The 21,311-nt window shown below is 43.2% G+C and carries 17 protein-coding genes; 11 read left to right on the top strand and 6 right to left on the bottom strand.

The features are described from left to right. Together OZP11_RS02700 and OZP11_RS02705 are read left to right on the top strand one after the other, a co-directional pair. The gene (locus tag OZP11_RS02700; protein ID WP_281233705.1) at positions 1-3,057 is read left to right on the top strand and encodes a DNA polymerase III subunit alpha; all 3,057 of its coding nucleotides are present in this window, start codon (positions 1-3) and stop codon (positions 3,055-3,057) included. A 55-nt stretch (positions 3,058-3,112) separates the two neighbouring features. After that, positions 3,113-3,727 carry an alpha-ketoglutarate-dependent dioxygenase AlkB family protein gene (locus OZP11_RS02705; protein ID WP_281233706.1) on the top strand — a complete coding sequence of 205 codons (615 nt, stop codon included), beginning with the start codon at positions 3,113-3,115 and terminating at the stop codon, positions 3,725-3,727. A gap of 462 nt (positions 3,728-4,189) precedes the next feature. Here the strand turns inward: OZP11_RS02705 and OZP11_RS02710 are convergent, their stop codons facing one another. Next, positions 4,190-4,324 (bottom strand): hypothetical protein, encoded by a 135-nt coding sequence (locus OZP11_RS02710; RefSeq protein WP_281233707.1) that lies wholly within the window; start codon positions 4,322-4,324, stop codon positions 4,190-4,192. Positions 4,325-4,679: 355 nt separating this feature from the next. Between OZP11_RS02710 and OZP11_RS02715 the strand changes: the two genes are divergently transcribed. Both OZP11_RS02715 and OZP11_RS02720 read left to right on the top strand, forming a co-directional pair. Further along, positions 4,680-5,255, top strand: a complete 576-nt coding sequence (locus OZP11_RS02715) for a Crp/Fnr family transcriptional regulator (protein WP_281233708.1) — start codon at positions 4,680-4,682, stop codon at positions 5,253-5,255. 68 nt (positions 5,256-5,323) lie between these two features. Then, positions 5,324-5,776, top strand: coding sequence for a carboxymuconolactone decarboxylase family protein (locus tag OZP11_RS02720; protein ID WP_281233709.1), 453 nt, complete (start codon positions 5,324-5,326; stop codon positions 5,774-5,776). A 398-nt stretch (positions 5,777-6,174) separates the two neighbouring features. Here the strand turns inward: OZP11_RS02720 and OZP11_RS02725 are convergent, their stop codons facing one another. Further along, the gene (locus OZP11_RS02725) at positions 6,175-6,315 is read right to left on the bottom strand and encodes a hypothetical protein (protein WP_281233710.1); all 141 of its coding nucleotides are present in this window, start codon (positions 6,313-6,315) and stop codon (positions 6,175-6,177) included. Positions 6,316-7,135: 820 nt separating this feature from the next. Between OZP11_RS02725 and OZP11_RS02730 the strand changes: the two genes are divergently transcribed. After that, on the top strand, positions 7,136-7,354 hold the full coding sequence (locus tag OZP11_RS02730) for a hypothetical protein (RefSeq protein ID WP_281233711.1): 219 nt from the start codon (positions 7,136-7,138) through the stop codon (positions 7,352-7,354). 175 nt (positions 7,355-7,529) lie between these two features. Then, positions 7,530-7,910, top strand: coding sequence for a response regulator (locus OZP11_RS02735; RefSeq protein WP_281233712.1), 381 nt, complete (start codon positions 7,530-7,532; stop codon positions 7,908-7,910). 222 nt (positions 7,911-8,132) lie between these two features. Here OZP11_RS02735 and OZP11_RS02740 read toward each other — a convergent pair whose 3' ends face one another. From OZP11_RS02740 to OZP11_RS02750, 3 genes are all read right to left on the bottom strand, one after another. After that, positions 8,133-8,351: a DUF4287 domain-containing protein gene (locus OZP11_RS02740; protein ID WP_281233713.1), complete on the bottom strand. Its 219-nt coding sequence runs from the start codon at positions 8,349-8,351 to the stop codon at positions 8,133-8,135. A 452-nt stretch (positions 8,352-8,803) separates the two neighbouring features. Beyond that, positions 8,804-10,408 carry an arylsulfatase gene (locus tag OZP11_RS02745; protein WP_281233714.1) on the bottom strand — a complete coding sequence of 535 codons (1,605 nt, stop codon included), beginning with the start codon at positions 10,406-10,408 and terminating at the stop codon, positions 8,804-8,806. 607 nt (positions 10,409-11,015) lie between these two features. After that, positions 11,016-11,471 (bottom strand): response regulator, encoded by a 456-nt coding sequence (locus OZP11_RS02750; RefSeq protein WP_281233715.1) that lies wholly within the window; start codon positions 11,469-11,471, stop codon positions 11,016-11,018. A 565-nt stretch (positions 11,472-12,036) separates the two neighbouring features. Between OZP11_RS02750 and OZP11_RS02755 the strand changes: the two genes are divergently transcribed. The 4 genes from OZP11_RS02755 to OZP11_RS02770 all read left to right on the top strand — a co-directional run bounded on the left by OZP11_RS02755 (position 12,037) and on the right by OZP11_RS02770 (position 19,427). Further along, the gene (locus OZP11_RS02755) at positions 12,037-15,294 is read left to right on the top strand and encodes a PAS domain S-box protein (RefSeq protein ID WP_281233716.1); all 3,258 of its coding nucleotides are present in this window, start codon (positions 12,037-12,039) and stop codon (positions 15,292-15,294) included. Positions 15,295-15,340: 46 nt separating this feature from the next. Further along, positions 15,341-15,724, top strand: a complete 384-nt coding sequence (locus OZP11_RS02760) for a response regulator (RefSeq protein ID WP_177209583.1) — start codon at positions 15,341-15,343, stop codon at positions 15,722-15,724. A gap of 467 nt (positions 15,725-16,191) precedes the next feature. Beyond that, positions 16,192-17,976, top strand: coding sequence for a chloride channel protein (locus OZP11_RS02765; protein ID WP_177209584.1), 1,785 nt, complete (start codon positions 16,192-16,194; stop codon positions 17,974-17,976). Positions 17,977-18,116: 140 nt separating this feature from the next. Continuing rightward, a complete protein-coding gene (locus tag OZP11_RS02770) occupies positions 18,117-19,427 on the top strand; it encodes a DUF389 domain-containing protein (RefSeq protein WP_281235497.1) in 1,311 nt (436 codons plus the stop codon). Here the strand turns inward: OZP11_RS02770 and nhaA are convergent. Then, positions 19,424-20,617, bottom strand: a complete 1,194-nt coding sequence (gene nhaA, locus OZP11_RS02775) for a Na+/H+ antiporter NhaA (protein WP_177209585.1) — start codon at positions 20,615-20,617, stop codon at positions 19,424-19,426. The two genes, OZP11_RS02770 and nhaA, sit on opposite strands and share 4 nt — an antisense overlap. Before the next feature lie 185 nt (positions 20,618-20,802). Here nhaA and OZP11_RS02780 point away from each other — a divergent pair, with 185 nt between their 5' ends. Then, positions 20,803-21,273, top strand: a complete 471-nt coding sequence (locus OZP11_RS02780; protein ID WP_255462966.1) for a DinB family protein — start codon at positions 20,803-20,805, stop codon at positions 21,271-21,273. The last annotated feature ends 38 nt before the right edge of the window (positions 21,274-21,311 follow it).

Consider the following 21,311-nt stretch of genomic DNA (forward strand, 5'->3'; position numbering starts at 1 on the left):
ATGTACCTTAACTGCCACTCTTTTCATTCCCTTCGCTACGGCACGATTCCCCTTGAGGACTTGATCAGCCAGGCGGCCGCCTGCGGGGTTAACGCTATGGCACTGACCGATATCAATACCGTAACGGGGATTTACGATTTTATTAAAGGATGCCGGAATGCGGGCATCAAACCCATAGTCGGGATGGAATTCCGCTCCGGGCATCAGCTGCGCTACATTGGACTGGCTAAAAATGCCTCAGGCCTTGCCGAGATGAACCGTTTTCTGACCCAACATAATTTTGAAAAAACACCCCTGCCCTTATCTGCTCCTGATTTTAAAGATGTTTTTGTGATTTATCCCCTGGAGAACGCGCCGGATTTATTAAGGGAAAATGAATACATCGGCATTCGTGCCGAGCAGCTGCAAAAACTGGTTTTATCGGACTGGAGAAACAGGCAGATCAAAATGGTTATCCTGCAGCCCGTTACCTTCCGCACCAAAAGGGAATATAACCTGCACCGGATCCTTCGCGCCATTGATTTGAACCTTATCCTTTCCAGGCTTACTGCCTCTGATTACTGCAGCCGGACTGAAGTGATGGTGCCGCTGGAAACCCTGCTGTCGTGCTTTTCGGAATATCCACAGATTATTTTAAATACCGAAAAAATAACGGCAGACTGCCATTTTGAATTTGATTTTGCAGCGCCTAAAAACAAGAAATTCTACACCAATAACCGCAAGTATGACATGAACCTTCTCTCCACCCTGGCCAAACAGGGTTTGGAATGGCGGTACGGTACAAATAATGCCCAGGCCAAATCACGGATGTTCAAAGAACTCAAAGTGATCGACCAGCTCGAGTTCAGCGGTTACTTTCTCATTACATGGGACATCATCCGCTTTAGCAACTCGCAGGGATTCCTGCATATCGGCAGGGGAAGCGGGGCCAACAGCATCATTGCTTATTGCTTAGGAATAACTGATATCTGTCCTCTGGAACTGGACTTATACTTTGAAAGGTTCCTAAACCTGAACCGCAAGAGCCCTCCTGATTTTGATATCGACTGGAGCTGGAAAGAGCGCGACACGATCCTGGAATACATTTTCTCGCGCTATGGCTATGACCATGTGGCTTTCTGCGGCACTAATGTGGAATTTAAATACCGTTCCATCTTTCGGGAAGTCGGCAAAGTCTTTGGGCTTCCCAAGGAAGAACTCGACGCGCTGGCTAAAAATCCAATGGAACTGCACTTGACCAACAAAGTGGTAAAACAGGTCCAGGAATATGGGATGCTGCTGGAGAAATACCCCAACCAAAGAAGCATGCACTCCTGCGGGATCCTGATCTCCGAGGAGCCTATCACCAATTACACGCCGCTGGAAATGCCCCCAAAAGGATTTCCAATTGTGCTTTTTGATATGCATACAGCCGAGGACATAGGTCTTGAAAAATTCGATATATTAAGCCAAAGGGGTATCGGCCATATTGATGACAGCGTGAAGCTTATCGAGAAAAACCGCGGCATACGGCTCAATATCCGTGATACGGCCATTTCCAAAAATGAGGCCACCTGTAATGCGTTTCTGGGAATCGGCAGGACTATCGGCTGTTTCTACATCGAAAGCCCGGCCATGCGGGGTCTTTTGCGCCGTCTGAAGTGCGACAATTACAAAACCCTTGTCGCTGCTTCCTCCATCATACGTCCCGGCGTGGCGCAGTCAGGCATGATGAAAGAATATATTTTCCGCCATAACCATCCCGATAAGTTCGAGTATTTCCATCCTGTATTCCAAGAACAATTAGGCGAAACCTATGGCATTATGGTCTATCAGGAAGACGTGATCAAAATTGCCCTGCATTATGGGGGGCTTCCCGCAGCAGACGGGGATATCCTGCGCCGTGCCATGTCAGGAAAAGGACGCTCTAAAGCGGCGCTTCAGAAAGTAAAGGATAATTTCTTTGTTTCCTGTGCAGCCCAGGGACATCCACTGAAGCTCAGCGAGGAGATTTACCGGCAGATTGAATCCTTTGCCGGATACTCCTTCTGCAAGGCGCACTCTGCCTCTTATGCCGTGGAGAGCTACCAGAGCCTGTATCTGAAAGTGCATTATCCTGTGGAATTTATGGTGGCGGTGATCAACAATCAGGGCGGCTTTTACAGAACCGAGGTGTACGTGCATGAGGCAAGGATGTCCGGTGCCGCAATACACAATCCGTGCGTGAACAAAAGCGAACTGGAAACCACCCTTTACGGCTCGGATGTTTATCTGGGCTTCATGCACCTGCAGAGCCTGGAATCTAAAATAGCGATACAAATACAGACAGAACGCGAAAATAATGGGGAATATAAATCACTGGAGGATTTTATCAACCGCATTCCGATTGGTATCGAAGGTATACAGATCCTGATTTTTATAGGGGCATTCCGTTTTACGGGAAAAACAAAAAACCAGCTGCTGGTTATTGCCCGGCTTATAATGGTAAATTTCAAGCCTGAGAACCGAAGCCTTATGCTGATTCAGCAGCCCGTTAAGGAATATGAACTTCCTAAACTGGAACGTTCTGAATTTGAAGATGCTTTTGACGAGATTGAGCTGTTGAGTTTTCCGGTCTCCTGCTCCCCTTTTGATCTGCTGCAGACTAAATTCAGAGGTGATGTATTGGCAAAAGATTTATTAAAACATCATAAAAAAACAGTACGCATGCTGGCTTATCTGATTTCCAGAAAACATGTGCCAACGAAAATGGGCGCCATGTATTTCGGGACATGGATAGACGCTCAGGGGGAACTTTTCGATACAGCCCATTTCACAGGAAGCCTGAAGGAATATCCCTTTCAGGGAGGCGGCTGTTACCTGCTGCTGGGCCATGTGGAAGTGGATTATCACTTCCCGACTGTAACGGTTACCAAAATGGCAAAGATGCCTTTTATTGCCGATCCCAGGTATTCGAATTCTGATCAGAGGCAGTTTAAAGTACATGGACAGCTGCGGGAGGATGTCAGCATGACCGACCGCCAGCCCTACCCGCAGGAGCATGAAATCAACCTGCCAAGGCTTAAAATGGGGAATTAACAATACCTTTTTTCCTTCCCGTTTATAAATGATCTATAATTAAAAACCAATCAAAATGATGCTATTTGATGACACCGAAATTTTTTCATCAGGCAAAGGCGGCAAAAGGATTTTTGACGTCCCTGATGCGGACCTGATGCTGATTGATAATTTTTTCAGCAAGGAAGAATCCGATTATTACTATAATTTTTTATACCATAATTCCCAGTGGAGGGAATATGAAATGCCGATGTACGATAAAGTGGTCACTGCCCCCAGAATGATTACATGGTACGGCGAGACAAGAAGGCCCGAAAGAAAATCAAATCCCGACTGGCCCGCCGAACTGCTTCAGATCCGCGAACGCGTGGAGCAGCATACCGCTATTAATTTTAATGCCGTGCTGCTCAACCTCTACAGGGACGGCAGTGACGGGGTCGGCTGGCACAGCGACAAAACTACCAGTACCAATAAAGACATGAATATCGCATCGGTAACCTTTGGGGAAACACGGCTGTTCCGCCTGCGCCATAAAACCCTCAAGCACATCCCCCAGATTGAAATTCCCCTGCATCACGGTACTTTCCTGCTTATGGCAGGACATACCAATACGTATTGGGAGCATCAGGTCCCCAAAACAGCCCGGGAAGTGCTGCCTAGGATCAACCTTACCTTCAGGCAGGTAAAGTAAAATTAAACAGGCCTGCAGGCATTGCTCTATTATCACTGTTTTTCCACACCTGCTTCTCTGCTTCAGGCGGGAATTTACCTTCAGACCCTGCTGCGGATACCGCTGAAAGCAAGGATAAAAAATGGTGGAAGTTCTGAAATAAAATTTCTATTGATAACTTTTTCTTTTACAGCACCGGCAAGCTGCGCCAGTTATTGGTATACTACAAAACAGGGCTCCTCAGAGCCCCAGCCCCGATTGCTTCGCCAGTTCGCTTCGCTCATGTGCAGCGGAAATCCTTTTGTGCCGGGTTTCGGCACAAAAGATTGGAATGAATAGCGGGAAAAGCTCCTAAAAAATAATATTTAATAGTCCTCAATGCTTTTTTAGTATCACTTAGGAAATCAAAAAACGTCCCTATCATTGTAAAGGACGCTTTTTATTCTTTCTTTTAAAATTTACTTAAAATTAAGCAGACAATAATTAACTGAAGAAAATCGATACACTGTCCTCCAGCTGCTCGCGGGCAATAAATGCCGTAATAAATTCCTGTACTTCACCAGCGGTTCCTGTTTCAATATCAAAAGAATTGATATGAAACTCCGCGTCCTGGTCCAAAATGTGGATAATCTGGGTGTAGCCCTGCGGTACTGCCAAACCAAATTCACAAAGCCGCTAAGGACAAACACTAAATGCAGTAAACGATTTTTTCGGATCATCCAGAACTTGTTGCTCGACTGAGGCAAAATGTTGATTTATTTCTCATGAAAAACGGATTTGAATTTAGGTGCAGTATCGGTGCATTAAGCTTCAAAATTAACTTTAGACACTGTAATGAAATACCGCGTAAAACTTAATATCGAAACATTACAAAACTTATTATTTGCTATATTTGCAATGATAGCACGCCAGCGGCACCATTCGGATTAAAAAGCTGGCCAAACAGTCAAAACCAATATGTCATTTACTCCGGATGTACAATATACTCAAAAACCACATAGCCAAGTTCGCAGAGGTCTCAGACAGTGACTTTGAGCAGATCAAAAAATACTTCGACATAAAAGAAACGTGTAAAAAAGAAAACCTGCTAAAGGAGGGACAGATCTGCCGGCATCATTATTTTGTTTTGGAAGGCCTGCTTAGAAAGTTTTATATTAATGAGAAAGGCACCGAACAGACCACTGAATTTGCCATAGAAACCTGGTGGCTTACCGATAACTTTGCCTACGAGAACCAGCTCGCGACAGAATTTTTTATTCAGGCCGTAGAGAAATCCACGCTGCTTTACATCACTTCGGAGAACCAGCAGAAGCTCCTGGAGAAGTTTCCGGTAATGGAGCGCTATTTCCGTTTTGTCTACCAGCGGGCTTATGCAGCTGCCCAGAAACGCATCAAATTTCTTTTCTCTTTCTCCAAGGAAGAGTTTTATTTCCAGGCTGTCAGAAACCACCCCGAATTCATCCAGCGTGTACCCCAATACCTGATCGCCTCCTATCTGGGATTCACTCCCGAGTATTTGAGCGAAATCCGCAAAAGGCTTCTTTCTTAAACCAGTTTAAGTTTTTTTATTTTCTTATTATTCAATTTTGCATGGAACAATTTTAAAAGAATAATACCATGCAAAAAAGACTTAACATTAAGCAGGCCGCCCCGGACGCACTAAAAGCGATGATCGGCCTTGAAAGCTACCTTTCAAAGATTTCCATATCCAAGACAGCCAAAGAACTCATAAAGATACGTGCCTCGCAGATCAACGGCTGTGCCTACTGCATCAACATCCATACCCAGGACGCCGTTAAAAACGGCGAGTCAAACCAGCGCATTTTTCTCTTGAGTGCCTGGAGGGAAGCCGGGGACATTTTTACAGCAGAGGAAAAAGCAGTACTGGCGGTAACCGAAGAAATAACGCTGATCCATGAGAATGGACTAACGGATGAAACCTACTCAAAGGCACTGCTGTATTTCAGCGAAAACCAGATAGCAGATATAATAACGGCCGTAATTACCATCAATCTTTGGAACAGGGTTGTTCTCAGCACCCGCCTTCTTATAGGAGAAAGTCTAGCATAAGATAGCAAAAAAAACGGATTTAATCACGAATGATTCCAAAGGTTTAGAATTGCAATAGAATTTGATTATAAGGGGCCCGATTTGTTTCGGGCTCACTGCTTTTACGAAAAACTCATTTAGGATTTCCAATTTGTAAAGTATTTAATATTTCCAAAGGACATTACATTGGTGATATTCCGCTATTTGCCACAAAACTATCCGGTCAGCTGCTAGCTTTGATAGCAGCGTAAATCCTTTAGCGCTGGAGTCCAGCGCAGAAGATTAGAACGGATAGCGGGAACAGCTCATAAAAAATGCCTTAGAAGCCCTTGCCAACTAAAGGGTTTGTTGACAGTCAGAAATTTTGTAAAATTCTTTTATCAGCAAACTAAAGCTAAACAAATCGCAGGCAAATGCCGTTAAACGATAATTGTAATGAGCAGCACCGCTATAAACGAAAGTATCGAAAAAACCATCACATTTATCATCATGCTTTTTCGTTTTATTGAATCCTGCGCTTTATCTATTTCATTGATTCTTTTCTTTTCGTGCGTTTTCATTATATACTTTAATTTTGAATAAATGCAAAATTATAGCGCATAGGCGGGAAAAATTTACAACTTAATCCTTCCATTTATCATAATTCCGATAAATGGCTGGTCGATAAACGACACTGGTGCTGCCTTCAAATTTTATCACAAAAAAGTAATACAGTTTGTTCTGTTTAAATAGATTATTCAATAACTTTTCCATCGATCCCCAGCAGGACATCCAAACCAAATTCATAAAGTCAATGAAAGTCAGTGCCTACTTCCAATACGCCAATCTCTTCAAATCCGCCATAAAGTGGTGTAATCTGTCCTCTAGGGGGCACAAACAAGCCAAATGGCGCCAATTGAAGACAATTTGCGCCATTTTTTTTATAATCTCACTTATTTTTATAAGTCTAAAGAGCCGGGCTCCTCAGCAGCCCCAGCCCCGATTGCTTCGCCAGTTCGCTTCGCTCGTGTGCAGTGAAAATCCTTTTGTGCCGGTGTTCGGCGCAAAAGATTGCAACGGATAGCGGGAACAGCTCCAAAAAAATAATAGTATATACAAATGCCCCGGGTTTCGGCACAAAAGATTGCTTCGCCAGTTCGCCAGCTCGGGTGGAACGTATAGCAGAAAAAAACTGCAAAAAAAATAATATTAAAATATTAGACGGATGACTTTCGATTTCTAGAAATACAGTGATTCTTCCAACAACTTCGATAATCTAAATCGCGTGTCAGGGCGTCCCGCTGACTTAACACAAAAACGGAGGACAATAAAAATAAAACCCGTAATTTTGCCTTTTTACATTAATGCTAAAGCTGCCAAAGCGTTGGGCGGGCATGAGATATGAAGAAATTTGAAATTAAAGACGCAGGACAGAATAATTGGCTGGTATCACACAACGAAGTACCAAAATTCACCTGCCAGTTTGAAAATAAAAAGTTCAATGATGAGAGGATCATAAATGGCCTTGCCGATCCTACCGGCAGCCCCAAGGAAGTGCAGCTGCTTGAGAAAATGGAGCAGTGGCTAAGGCGCTATCACAAAGGCAAAATAGAGGGATAAGGTTTTTTCCCAAAGCAGCACAGACCCGGCCTCTGCGCTGCTGCCGGCACATTGAAGACCAGCGGCGGATCTCTCCCATTGCCTGATTGTATACAGGCCTTTGCCCCGGGCAGGATTTATATAAAATTTACTGCAAGATTTATTTTTATACCCAATAATTTACTAACTGGGACAAATGGGCTATACAACCATTTTTCATATTGATGATGACCATGACGATATTTACTATTTTGCCGCGGCAATAGAGCACCTATCAGGCACGGCCAAATGTTTCTCATTTGCCAATGCCGCCAAAGCGCTGCACACGCTTCAAAGCGGCGAGATACTCCCTGATGCTATTTTTCTTGATCTGAACATGCCGGTCATAAACGGGCAGGAATTTCTCGCGCAGCTAAAAGCGAGCAAGGGCCTTGGCGATATACCGGTAATTATACTTTCCACCTCAGAGGATCCCGATACCCAGCAGCAGCTAAAGGCAGAGGGCGCGAGGGGTTTTCTGACAAAACCTTCCAGCGTCAAAGAGCTGGCACAGCTGCTGCGCCCCTATTTCACTTAAAACAAGTATCTGTAACGCCCCCCTTTATGCCATGCAGATCGGTTCCTTAGTTATAAAGCTGGAAAAAAGGTCTTAATAGCAAATTGGCTATAATCGCTGAGAAGGCCAATACAAAACAGGGTAAGTTTATCGAGGAGAAACAGAAGTGATCTCTGCTCTGCAAACTGCTACAGGACTTATCAATTTTTTCCCTGTTACGCTTTTGGCAATTTTTTATTTATTTTACTCTGTTTTACCTTTGAAGGCAGCATAGATCGCCATTGCATGACCATGGCCGAGCATAAACTCCTCTTTTAGCCAGTTTGTAATTTCAGTTGCTTTTACTGTCTTTACAAGTTCCCCATTTTCCATGAAACCTTTTGCCTGGGCCAGCTTTTTAAAGTCTTCGGGGCTCTTTCCTGTTTTGGTCTTAATGTTATCAATATACGCTTGAAATGACATAATGTGCAAGTATTTGTTTTTAAATCTTTATGTAATAAAAATAGTATAACTTTTTCAATTGTGAAGCAGTTATATGTAATAATATTTTTTGCTCTGATCATGACCTCCTTTATTAACTGCATCCTTCTTTATCTTTGGGACGCTTCTCAAGGCACTTCCCTGCTTTCAATATGTAAACTGGCATCTAAAGACATTCAGCTATTGATGTTAATCCTGTCTGCAGCTTTTCTCAAATATCATTAAGTATTGTTTCAGCCCAGACGCTAGCTCATAGAATCTCTTTTGTTTTAAAGTACATAATAATTTCTTAGCAAAATTTTAAATAGGATTTTATAACAAAAAGAAAAGAGCCAACAACTTAAATTTAAGTATTATTGGCTCTCCATGCAACAGTTTTAAAATTACAAAAAAAATTAGAAACATTCTTTAATAATTATCTTATTTTTTAATTCTCACCCTCCTCCGCTTCTTTTTGCATTTGATGTTGCTTTAAGTTTTTCCTGAACATTTTTAAACATTAAATAATCATTAATTGTTGTCGGGCCTGGGTACATTTGGCTCTGTAAAGGATTTGGCGGGTATTTTTCATAGGTTTTAACAAACTCTCCCAGAATCTTTTGAATGGTTGGCAGAAACCAGGTTTTCTCTGTAAAATTGTTCATAAATAAATCGTAGCGCTCTTGCGGATCTGCCCACAAATCAAATATCTGCGGTACGGTTGCCACATAACTGGATGCCCCTTTCCAGCCTAAATTAGAGTCTACCGCTAAACCACCTGTTGCTTGTCCGTTATCACCACGCAGATTAAATACCGCTTTGAATTTACCAATTCGGATTGCGCCTGGAGCCAATTCGTCCTCCGTAAAATAAAGCCACATATTTCTCTTAGATTTACCTGTGCCAAATAAAACCGGAGACATATCATAACTGTCAAAAATTGTCGGTTTTCCATCCCTGTCGACCGTTGGCAGTTCCTGCCCGGACAAAGCTGCAAAGGTTGCCATAAAATCAAGTGTTCCCAAAATATCACTATTCTTGCTATTTGGCTTAATCTGCCCAGGCCACCATGCCAGAGTTGGAATACGGCTTCCTCCTTCACGGTCTGTTCCTTTTGTGCCTCTAAAAGGAGTATAACCGCAGTCAGGATATACATCCTGCCAAGTACCATTATCCACTGTATAGATGATTAAAGTGTTTTCTGCAATGCCCAGATTGCGCACCTCATCCATAATACGTCCTATTCTTGAATCCAGCTCAACAATACAATCGGCGTATTTATTTTTTCCTGCAGATTTACCTACATAATCCGGGTGAGGCAGGTTAGGCTGATGGTTTTTGGCAAAAGAAATTTCCATGAAAAAAGGCTTGTCTTTTTTCGCATTTTCCTTTAGCCATTTTATAGATTCTTCTTCTGTGTATTGATCCAAGAACGGAATTACTTTTCCATCTATTTTCCTAACTTCCCTGTATGGTTTTCCAGCTTCGCCCTCCAAAGCACCTTTGGTCCCTTTAACCCAAGTTGCCCTGATATCGTCCGGCATGTCAGCATTCCAATCGGGATCGGTATAGGTGTAAGCATTTAGGTGGTACAAAGTTACGTTCTTCATCACATCAAATCCCTGCGCAATTGGCATAGAATAATCCTCTTCGCCAAGGTGCCATTTTCCTGCAAAAAAAGTATTATAGTTTTTACGTTTTAATAAAGATGCCAATGTCCATTCGGCTTTAGGCAGTCCTCCTCCATCCCCGGGGAATGCAACTGTTGTCATACCGCTTCTATTGGGTATTCTTCCGGTTATCAAAGCTGCTCTTCCCGGCGTACAGCTTGGCTGTCCGTAAAAGGACCAGAACTGCATTCCTTCATTTGCCATGCGGTCTATGTTGGGCGTTGCGGCTCCTCTGGCCTCCCCGCCGCCATAAGGGCCTAAATCACCCCATCCGGTATCATCTGAGAGCAGGATAATAATATTGGGGCTTTTTTTGGTCTGGGCATCCATAACGGCGCACGTAAATAACGACAGCACCAATACTACTAGTAGATGTTTTCTTTTTTTCATAATAAGAGATTTATAATTATACAAGAGATTAAGTTGGTATCCTGAAGAAGCTGCTTTTATAAAACTGATTAAAATTTTATGCTGAAGCCGCCACTTATTTGAAGTAATTATAAATTTAAGGAAAGATCCTACGCTGAATATCCGAAGATGCTGTAAAATGGTTGCATTTTATAATTTGCAACAATAAAACAAAAAGTGCAACCATTTCGATCCGCAAAAATCAAATCGTTAATCACAATCTGAAAAGATTAGTGCATACAGAGGTGGATCAAAGCAGTATGAAAAAATTTGAAATCAGGGACATAGGAGAAAACAGATGGCTGGTCTCCCACAACGAGCAGCCAAAATTCAGGTGGCCTTTGAAAATAAAAAATGCAGAGAAAACAGGACCATCAAAGGGCCTGCCGATCCAACGGGCAATCCCGGGGAAGTGCAGCTGCTGGAGAAAATGCAGCAATGGCTGCGGCGGTACCACTCCCAGAAAACCGATGGGGAAATTCAGGACTAATGCTCTGATATAGATTATCGATCGATGCTACTCATAGCAATACAAATGGATTGTAAATAAGCAGTCATAACCTGCACCGCTGTTATGCATAAGCACAGTTTATTCAAACAAAAACTGCCTGTTGGCTTCCAGGGCAGCGACAAGGTTCATGCTCAGGATCTCCCCAAGCAGGGATTTGAGCTTTTCAAAGGAGCTGGGCTTGACCGCGTAAAATGCGGCGCCCATCTGCCTTGCCCTTTGGATATTCTCGGGATCGCTGCTGGTGGAAAGCATCACCACATTGACTTTTTTTAACCCGCCCTTATGGTTTCTGATTTCCTCAAGGCATTCCAGACCTGATTTTCGGGGCATATTGATATCCAGGAAAATAAAATCGGGAAGCTCTGCGCCGGAAAGCGCAAGCAGGTTATCGATGAGCTCCACACCGTCCTGGGCTACCTTAAGGACCACACCGGGATCAACTTCACGGATGGCATCGGTAAAGAAATCCCTGTCGTCACTGTCGTCATCGGCTAAATAAATAGATTTCGGGGCACTATGCACACTCACAGCCATAAGCAATAAAATTTATATCAAACCAAAAGTGATGTATCAAATGCAAAATGATAGGCTCATTTACAGCTCAGGTCAGTTGAAGGATAAGGAAATTATTCCATCCATTAGATTGGGGAAATACAAATATAATTCATATTTAGGAAAAAACATCTTAAAAAAACAGCTTTTTACATTTTGTTAATGAGCCCTTTCAGCGAAAAATCAATGTTTACCTGCACAGTACTTTCCATGTAGGCAGGCTGCTGCCGGGGGAAAGCAGAGTCGCTACATTTCGCAAACTTTTCCTTGCGAAGTTCGTATCTAATTGGAAAATTCAATACCGTTCATACTGCCTGCAGTGCATACAGATAGATTAAAGGCACAAAATACCGCAATACGGTAGTTTTGCAAAAACCGACTTAATTTTGTAATTTCCAAGTCAAAAGATATAAGGCATTTCACACCTGGCTTTCCAATATTTGCATCACAAATGCTTTTTGCGAGAAGGGCTTAAAAAATAAAATTTCTTACTTTTACAAAAACTAATGCTGTGCCAATCTGCAGCAGCCCTTATAAAACCAGAAACTTGAACCATCACCCAAATACTTCAGACTTTTACTTTCTACAAAATGGTGGCGAAGCCGCCGGGCTCATTGGCAATATTGACTGGCAGCGCCATACTTTGGGCCCTGTTGAGAGCTGGCCGGAGAGCCTCAAAAATACCATTGCCACAATTGTGTCCTCCAAGTTCCCGATGTTCCTCTGGTGGGGCGATGAACTAATCCAGTTCTACAATGACGCCTACCGTCCCAGTTTTGGAAACCAAGGAAAACACCCCAAAGCCATGGGCCAGAAAGCCGTAGACTGCTGGCCGGAAATATGGGATTTTATACATCCCCTGATCCAAAAAGTGCTGTCGACAGGAGAAAGTGTCTGGTATGACGACCTTTTGCTGCCAATTTTCCGAAACGGCAAAATGGAAGACGTGTACTGGACTTTCAGCTACAGTCCCATAAGGGACGACCAGCGGCAGATCAAGGGTGTGCTTGTAATCTGCAATGAAACCACCCAAAAGGTAAACAACATCCTGCACCTGCAGCAAAGCAGCGACGAGCTGGAGTTTGCCATTAATGCAGCCGAATTCGGGACCTATGACCTGGATCCGGCCACGCGCCGCTTCTCTGCCAATGCAAGGCTAAAGGAGTGGTTCGGGCTCAAGGCCGATCAGCAGGTGCAGCTGGACCATGCCCTGGAATCTATCGCAGAGAAGGACCGCCAGCGTGTTACCGAATCGATAAATAATGCCCTTGTGTACGAATCAGGCGGCCGTTATGATATTGAATACACCATTATCCACCCCCATACCAAAATACCGCGCATTGTACATGCCCTGGGTAAGGCATGGTTTGACAGCAATAAAAAAGCCTACCGTTTTAACGGCATCCTGCAGGATGTCACCCAGCACCGAAATGCGGCCCGGGAGCTTCAAAAATCAAGACAGCTCACCGACCTTACCATACAGAGCATGGGCCTTGGCCTTTTCAGCGTGGACTATGACGCCAATACACTGGAGTACTCTGCCGGGTTTAGCAGGATACTCACAGGAAACTTTAAACCCGGACTGGGCAGGAAAGACTTTCTCAAGCACGTGCACCCCGATGACCTGCATCTGAGGTCCGGCGCCATCCAGAGCGGTATCGAGAATGGCACTTTTTACTATGCGCCAAGGGTGATCTGGGACGATGGCAGCATACACCATATTGCCGTATCGGCAGCCCGAATTGTAAACCCCGAGGGCAAAACAGCCCTGTTTTCGGGAACGGTTGCCGATATCACCGAGAGGGAAAACAGCCGCCTGGCCCTTGAAGAGGCGCAGTCGCGCCTTGAGATGAACAAACGGGAGGCAGACCGCCATTTTTCAAATGTAACGGACAGCTCCCCCACCGGATTATGGCTTTGCAATCCCCAGGGCAACTTTACCTATTTCAACAAGACCCTGATTGATTTCACCGGGGTTCCCTACCAGGAACTGCTGGCCGGAAAATGGACCTGGGTCATTGACGAGCAGGACTATAAAAAAACCAAAGAAGCATACCTTGGGGCACTGGAGCAGAAAAGCCATTTCGATGTCCTTTTCAGGGCACGCAAATATACTGGAGAACTGATCTGGTGCCGTGCTGCGGGCGACCCCTTCTATGATGCCCAGGGAGAGTACGGCGGCTACGCAGGGTTCTGCATGGATATGGATGAAATGATTTCCGTACGCCAGGCCGTGATTGAAAGCCAGTATAAGGTGTCCTCTATGATTGAGCAGTCCCCGGTGGGGATCTGCCTTTTTACGGGCCTTGAGATGAAAATCGAAATTGCCAATGATATCATGATCGGATACTGGGGCAAAGACCGCTCTGTGGTAGGGCTTGCCCTGGAAGAGGCCGTTCCCGAGCTCAAGGGCCAGCCTTTTACCGATATCCTGCAACAGGTTTACCTTACCGGGGAAACCTATTACGGTCATGCCCTACCGGCAGAGCTGAAGCTCAACGGGAAACTCAGCACCTATTACTTCGAGTTTACCTATACCCCGATCCGTGATTCCAAAGGCGAAATATACGGGGTTATGGACATTGCCATTGATGTTACCGATCAGGTCACTGCCACAAAAAAACTCGAAGAGACCAGACTGGCCCTTACAGGGGCCATTGAACTGGCCGAGCTGGCCACCTGGTCTCTGGATGCCGGAAATAAGGCCATCACCTGTTCTGAGCGCTTCAAGGACTGGCTCGGTTTAAGTGACAGCACCGCAGACCGTGAGGAGTTCCTGCAGCGCATCAGCGAACCCTACAGGCATAAGGTATCCGCGGCCCTGGAAGAGGCGCTGAGCGGTTCGGCCGAGCATTTTTATGATTATGAATTTGAGATTGTTAACAAAATAACCGGCCAGCACCGCATTATCCATGCCAACGCACAGGTGCAGTCCGGCAAGGATGGTCTTGTCAAGTCACTGAGCGGCACCGCGCGCGACGTGACCAAAGAGAGGGAGCTCCAGCAGGAACTTACCTTTAAGGTACGGGAACAGACCGCAGAGCTTGAGTCCAAAAACGCCCAGCTGGAGACCAATAACCATGAGCTTTCGCAGTTTGCCTATATCGCTTCCCATGACCTGCAGGAACCTGTTAGAAAGATCAGTATCTTTACCGATATGCTGCGAAACAACCTGGAGAAGAACCCCGAGAAGGCCTACTTTTATACCGAGAAGATCAGCTCTTCTTCCAGAAGGATGGAAAACCTGATCAAAGATGTGCTGCAGTTCTCAAAACTGACCCATAATTCCCAAGAGTTTGTCCCTGTAGGGCTCAATGATGTGGTCAGCGAGATCCTGACCGATTTTGAGCTGGTAATCGAGCAGAAAAATGCGCTTGTGAGCATCGGGGAACTTCCCGTTGTGGAAGCCATACCTCTTCAGATGTCGCAGCTTTTCGGCAACCTGGTCTCCAATGCCCTTAAATATACCCGGCCGGGTATCAGGCCTGAAATCGACATTACCGCACAGACGGCCGGCGAATCTGAAATCAGGCTCCATGCCCTGGATTTGAAAGCTGCTTATATAAAAATAGAAGTGCGCGATAATGGCATTGGGTTCTCCCAGGAGTATGCCCATCAGATTTTCCACATCTTCCAGCGCCTGCACTCCAACGAAGAGTATTCAGGCACCGGGATCGGCCTTGCCATGTGCCGCAAGATCCTGCAGAACCATCAGGGAGAAATTTCTGTCTCCTCACAAGAGGGGGCCGGAACTGCTTTTAGCGTTATTTTGCCTTTAGTTCATAAAAAAAATGGCGGATTATGAAAAATAATAGTGAAAATAGTATATTTACACTCCCTTATTACACATTATGACGACCATTTTTTTAATTGATGATGATGCCGATGACCGCGAAATCTTTGCGGACCTGCTGGCCGAAACCCATCCTTCAATTCTACTGCAGCAAGCCGTAAACGGGGCTGATGCCTTTGAAAAACTCAGATCTGAGAACTTTAGAAAACCGGATTTAATTTTTCTGGACCTCAATATGCCCATTATGGACGGGCGGACATTCCTGCAGCGCATTAAAATGGATCCGGACTTCGGCGATATACCCGTAATCATCTACACGACCTCCTCAAGTGATCCCGACAGGAGCTTTGCCATGGAAAACAAGGCCGCGTTTTTTCTGACCAAGCAATATTCGCTGGAGCAGCAAAGAAAAGATATTATGGAGGTAATAGGGCGTTTCTAAGCTCACAAGGTTTTAAAGAAACAGTCCCCTGAACAGGCAGTATTTTGAAGACGAAAAAAAAGGCCGTTATCTGCCTGAAGAAAATGGCCGCACAAGACAGGAAACTTTTGAAGAAACCTTCTTTATTTCTTCCAAGGTAGAAATAATCTTCATATTTAGAATATGCTTAAGCCGGGTTTGAGTTTTTCAAACCAGCCGGGTCTGCCCCCATACAATGCAGCGCCCATCTGTACTTCTTTCTGCATATCCTGAGATTCGATGATGGTGGAAGGCATGATGATGCTGATTGGTGGGACAATGTTATCATTAGCAATAACACAGAAACAACATACAACGCGATTCAAAAATAACAGGTATCATTGCATTATATCTGGATTAAATTGGCATTAGATTAACATTTCATTTTTCCCGAAAACCGTTTTTGAGAGTTAACTTTGTATTTCTACAATACAATACAATTCAATAAAATGTTCCAAAAACAATTCGTAAAGGCAAAGAACCTCTTAATTTGGGGTCAGGAAAAATTAACCAGAAAACAGTTCATCTTCCTTTCCAGTGTCTTAATCGGAATTACTTCTGCCTTTGCCGTTATTTTTTTAAAAGCCTTTGCGCACTGGGTCTATTCACTTGCAACTTATATTAACAGTACATTAAAACTAAGTTTTATCAATAGTATTTTACCCATTATTGGTATCCTGCTGACTGTTTTTGTTGTGAGAAGAGTATTAGGAGGAACCCTAGAAAAAGGAACTTCACAAATTTTATATATTGTTGCGAGAAAAGCCAGTATTATTCCCAAAAAACAAATGTATGCCCAGATTATCACCAGCTCACTCACTGTTGGTCTCGGGGGATCTGCCGGACTGGAAAGCCCGATTGTCATAACAGGCGCCGCTTTTGGTTCCAACTTTGCCCAGCAGTTCAAGTTAACTTATCAGGAACGGACCTTATTGATTGGCTGCGGCGTCGCCGCCGGTATAGCAGCCGCTTTTAACGCCCCGATAGCAGGGGTCTTATTTGCCATTGAGGTATTGCTGGTTGATGTAACCATTTCTGCCTTCACCCCTATCATGATTGCAGCCGCCACAGGTACACTGGTCTCTACAATTGTATTAAATGATGATATATTACTGGCTTTTAGGCAAAAACAAACGTTCGATTATCATAATATCCCCTTTTATGTACTAATGGGACTTTTTACCGGTTTCATCGCTGTTTTCTATGTACGGAATTTTCTAAAAACCGAGCACTATTTTGCCCATTTGAAATTTGGCATTTATAAAAAAGCACTGATCGGAGCCTGCATTTTAGGTCTTATGATTTTTATATTTCCGACCCTTTTTGGCGAAGGGTATGAAAGCATTAAAACCCTGGCTGATAAAGATCCTGGGAAGCTGCTGGAAAATACGCTCTTTGCAGATTATGCCGGTGATCATTGGGTTTTACTGGTTTTTGTGGGCTTATCAATGCTGCTCAAGGCCTTTGCTTCGGGTATTACCCTTGGAAGCGGCGGTAATGGCGGTAATTTTGCCCCTTCCCTGTTTCTGGGCTCTTACGCTGGCTATTTCTTTTCAAAATTTTTAAATCTGACAGGCCTTACCGATTTACCGGTCAGCAATTTCACTCTTGTTGGTATGGCCGGAATCCTGAGCGGGTTATTTCACGCGCCGCTTACCGCTATTTTCCTTATTGCGGAGATCACCGGAGGATATGATCTGATGATTCCCCTTATGATAGTTGCCTCTGTGAGTTTTGCTGTTTCCAAACGTTTTGAAAAACACTCCCTGGATGTAAAGAATCTGGCCAAAAAAGGAAATGTTTTTACCAGTAACAAGGACACTAATATCCTCTGCACACTGGAAATCGAGGATCTTGTCAAAAAAGATTACCTCACCGTGGAAGCCACTCAGTACCTTGAGAATGTAGCCGAACTTCTTGCACACTCAGACCAGGTGATTTTTGGCGTTGTCAGTGATGAAAATGATTTGGAAGGCCTCGTTTATTTCAATGATATACGGGAAGTAATTTTCGACAATCTTAAAACCAAAAATATCATTGTCAGGGATATTATGGTGCAGCCCATCCAGACAGTCCACCTCTTTGACAGCATGGAAACGGTGATGAACAAGTTTGAAAAAAGCAATAAGGTCTTCCTTCCCGTGCTGAAAAATGGCAAATATTACGGTTTTATCACCAAATCAGATGTACTGGAGTCCTACAGAAACAGGCTTAAATCCATGATTTTTGAATAAAATTTTGCGTTAAATACAGCTACACTTACACCAATTTCCATCTGTTGTCATTTACGCATTAAGCCTAATAATTACTAAAATTAGTCTTATCTTAGCTATACATGCCAAAAAAAGGTATTTAGCTACTAATTTTATAGATGATGAGAAAAATTACAGATTTACTCAACCTTCGGGACGGAGAAGATGACAGGGCAAAAACCTTAGAGGCCGTAAAGAAAAACATAACCTTCAAAGGGGCCAACCTTTGGATTCTGGCCTGCGCCATTATTGTGGCTTCGGTTGGACTGAATGTAAACTCAACGGCTGTTATCATTGGGGCCATGCTGATATCCCCTCTTATGGGACCCATTGTAGGTGCCGGGTTTGCACTGGGCATTTACGACTTTTCACTGCTTAAAAAATCCCTCAATAACCTGCTTATTGCAACAGTGGTAAGTCTGGTGGTTTCAACGTTATATTTTTACCTGAGCCCTTTCAAGGATGTACAGTCTGAACTGCTGTCCAGGACATCCCCTAATATTTATGATATCCTTATTGCTTTTTTTGGGGGTGTCGTGGGGGTGATTGCCGTCACAAGGTCCGAAAAAGGAAATCCTATTCCCGGGGTTGCCATCGCAACGGCGCTTATGCCGCCATTATGTACGGCTGGTTACGGTATCGCTACCGCGCAGTGGACCTTCTTCCTTGGCGCCTTTTATCTCTACTGCATCAACTGCGTATTTATAGGAATTGCCACTTTTTTAATTATTAAATATCTTAATTATCCAGCCGTTAAACAGGTAGATGAAAAACATCAAAAACGCGTAAAATATACCATCGCTTTTTTAATTACCATTATGCTGGTGCCCAGCAGTTATCTTGCCTACTCGCTCTACAGGGAACAGCAGTTTAAAAAAAATGTAAATCTTTTTATCGAAAGCGAGTTCAGCAATAAAGGGTATACTGTAGTTTATAAAAAAACCGATTTTAATTCCAAAAGTAAAAAACTCGAACTGGCTTTCCTATCAAAGCGTTTCTCCGCTTTAGAAATAAAAGATCTTACCAACAGGCTGAACCGCAACAAATACCTGGCCGGCACCCAGTTACAGATTCGACAGGACAGCACCGATCGTTTCAATGCTTTAAAAGGGGATATCCTGAACCAGATCAAAAGCAGTGAAAATGAAATGAGTCTCAAGGACGTCAAGATCATGCAGCTGGAAAAAGAACTGACCAAAAACAAATTTGACAGCCGTCAGATTTTAAAAGAGACCAGGGTGTTATTTCCCGCTATAAGTTCACTCTCCATAACCAAAAGCACATTAATCAATCAGAAGGACAGCGCCACTGCCATAACGGCTGTCATCTATGATGCCCCCAAAGACCTTAATAAGGCTGAAAATGAAAAATTACAAAAATGGCTTAATGAGAGATTATCAGTTAAAGATGTGGAACTTTTCAGGAAGCCTTAATGCTCCTGAAAAGTCTTTTTTTGCTTTTTATTGTACAGACTCAAAATACAAAACCCGGAAATACCCGCTATTGTAGAGGCGATTAATATGGCGAATTTGGCTTCATTTTGATGCAGCAGGTCTCCAAACGAGAGCAAGGCAATAAAGATGGACATCGTAAAACCGATTCCACCCAATAACCCGAGTCCCAAGACGTGGGTCCATGTAGTTGATTGGGGAAGCTGGGCAATTTTAAATTTTACCGACAACCATGACATCGCAAAGATTCCAATTGGCTTTCCTAAAAACAATCCAAGGATAATACCCAGCCCCAGATTACTGAAAAGTCCCTCTATCATCGTTGATTCAAAAGTGATATTGGTATTGACAAGGGCAAACACAGGCATAATGATAAAATTGACAGGACGCGTGAGGGCATGTTCTAATTTTTCAAGCGGCGAATCGGTATCTTCTTCATTAGTGGGCAGCGTAATGGCTACCAGTACACCGGCAATAGTGGCATGAATGCCCGAGTGATGAATAAAATACCAGATAACAACCCCAGGAACCAGGTAAAAAAGCAGATTTTTAATCCCCATCCGATTAAAGATAATCAGTAACACAAAAAGTGCCCCTGCATATCCTAAATAGACAAAATTCAATTCTGAGGAATAAAATATAGCAATTACCAAAATAGCAATAAGATCATCGACAATAGCCAGGGCAGCTAAAAATATTTTAAGCCCTGAAGGGACTTTATTTCCCAAAAGGGACAAAATCCCCAGTGCGAATGCAATGTCTGTGGCCATTGGAATACCCCAGCCTTTTGAGGTATGCAGATCTCCATTATTAAAAAAGAAATAAATCAAAGCCGGAACGGCTACACCCCCTATTGCCGCTAAAACCGGCAGGGAAGCCTGGGAAAATGAAGAGAGCTCCCCTTCAATTATTTCCCTTTTTATTTCCAATCCTACAAGCAGAAAAAAAATCGCCATAAGCCCGTCATTGATCCACAGTAAAATGGGATATTTTAAATGCAAAGAAGATGTATTGAATCCGAGTTCTAAATTAAGGATTTCCTTAAAACCTTCCGACCACCCGGAATTAGCGATAAAAAGCGATATAATAACACAGATTAATAATATAATGCCTCCTGCTGAAGAAGAACGGAAGAAATGAGAGAATATCTTAAGGTTTATAAGTTTTGCCATAAATACAAATTTAGCTTTTCAAAACTGTCTCTGCAAATATTTAGGCTGGGCAATTCATTTTATAATTATTCTAATTTTTAGTTTTATATTAGCTCAATAAAATATTTAACAATATTAATCCGAAAGAATATAGCAATAAGGTTTAGATTTAATTTTTTTCCTAATTAAAAAGTCTGATTATAAGTATGAAGAAATATTTGATAGATACATTTATATTTAATGACACTGCCAATAAAAAACTTCTTTTGAAAATCCTGCAGTTATCCGATAAAACCGAGGCGGTTAAACTTTTTAGCCACTTAATAAATTCTCAATATAAATGGATGGCAAGAATCTTACATGATCCAAAAGCAGCACAAATGTCTTGGTGGGATCCTCTTTATTGCTTTGATGATTTAGAAAAACAATGGAGTAAAAGTCTCGATTTATGGCTTAAATATATCGCATCGAAGACTGATGAAGAATTAAGTGATGAAGTCACATTCATTGGATTTGACAATACCAAATGGGCAGTAAGTCCAAAAGATATTGCCTTACAGTTAAACTATCATTCGATTCATCACAGGGCACAAATTCAAACGCTAATTTGCCAGCAGGGAATTGAACCCGACTTTCTGGATTACATAGGGACAAAGTATCGGAAATTAACCCCATAAAACAATTAAATTGTAAATTTAAATCATCACCAGACAAG

Source organism: Flavobacterium gelatinilyticum (assembly GCF_027111295.1).
Taxonomy (GTDB): Bacteria; Bacteroidota; Bacteroidia; order Flavobacteriales; family Flavobacteriaceae; genus Flavobacterium; species Flavobacterium gelatinilyticum.

What these genes read in the sequence shown, in the direction of transcription:
- OZP11_RS02700 (WP_281233705.1), top strand. Translation starts at nt 1, where the DNA reads ATGTACCTTAACTGCCACTCTTTTCATTCCCTTCGCTACGGCACGATT.
- OZP11_RS02705 (WP_281233706.1), top strand. Translation starts at nt 3,113, where the DNA reads ATGATGCTATTTGATGACACCGAAATTTTTTCATCAGGCAAAGGCGGC.
- OZP11_RS02715 (WP_281233708.1), top strand. Translation starts at nt 4,680, where the DNA reads ATGTACAATATACTCAAAAACCACATAGCCAAGTTCGCAGAGGTCTCA.
- OZP11_RS02720 (WP_281233709.1), top strand. Translation starts at nt 5,324, where the DNA reads ATGCAAAAAAGACTTAACATTAAGCAGGCCGCCCCGGACGCACTAAAA.
- OZP11_RS02725 (WP_281233710.1), bottom strand. Translation starts at nt 6,315, where the DNA reads ATGAAAACGCACGAAAAGAAAAGAATCAATGAAATAGATAAAGCGCAG.
- OZP11_RS02730 (WP_281233711.1), top strand. Translation starts at nt 7,136, where the DNA reads ATGAAGAAATTTGAAATTAAAGACGCAGGACAGAATAATTGGCTGGTA.
- OZP11_RS02735 (WP_281233712.1), top strand. Translation starts at nt 7,530, where the DNA reads ATGGGCTATACAACCATTTTTCATATTGATGATGACCATGACGATATT.
- OZP11_RS02740 (WP_281233713.1), bottom strand. Translation starts at nt 8,351, where the DNA reads ATGTCATTTCAAGCGTATATTGATAACATTAAGACCAAAACAGGAAAG.
- OZP11_RS02745 (WP_281233714.1), bottom strand. Translation starts at nt 10,408, where the DNA reads ATGAAAAAAAGAAAACATCTACTAGTAGTATTGGTGCTGTCGTTATTT.
- OZP11_RS02750 (WP_281233715.1), bottom strand. Translation starts at nt 11,471, where the DNA reads ATGGCTGTGAGTGTGCATAGTGCCCCGAAATCTATTTATTTAGCCGAT.
- OZP11_RS02760 (WP_177209583.1), top strand. Translation starts at nt 15,341, where the DNA reads ATGACGACCATTTTTTTAATTGATGATGATGCCGATGACCGCGAAATC.
- OZP11_RS02765 (WP_177209584.1), top strand. Translation starts at nt 16,192, where the DNA reads ATGTTCCAAAAACAATTCGTAAAGGCAAAGAACCTCTTAATTTGGGGT.
- OZP11_RS02770 (WP_281235497.1), top strand. Translation starts at nt 18,117, where the DNA reads ATGAGAAAAATTACAGATTTACTCAACCTTCGGGACGGAGAAGATGAC.
- nhaA (WP_177209585.1), bottom strand. Translation starts at nt 20,617, where the DNA reads ATGGCAAAACTTATAAACCTTAAGATATTCTCTCATTTCTTCCGTTCT.
- OZP11_RS02780 (WP_255462966.1), top strand. Translation starts at nt 20,803, where the DNA reads ATGAAGAAATATTTGATAGATACATTTATATTTAATGACACTGCCAAT.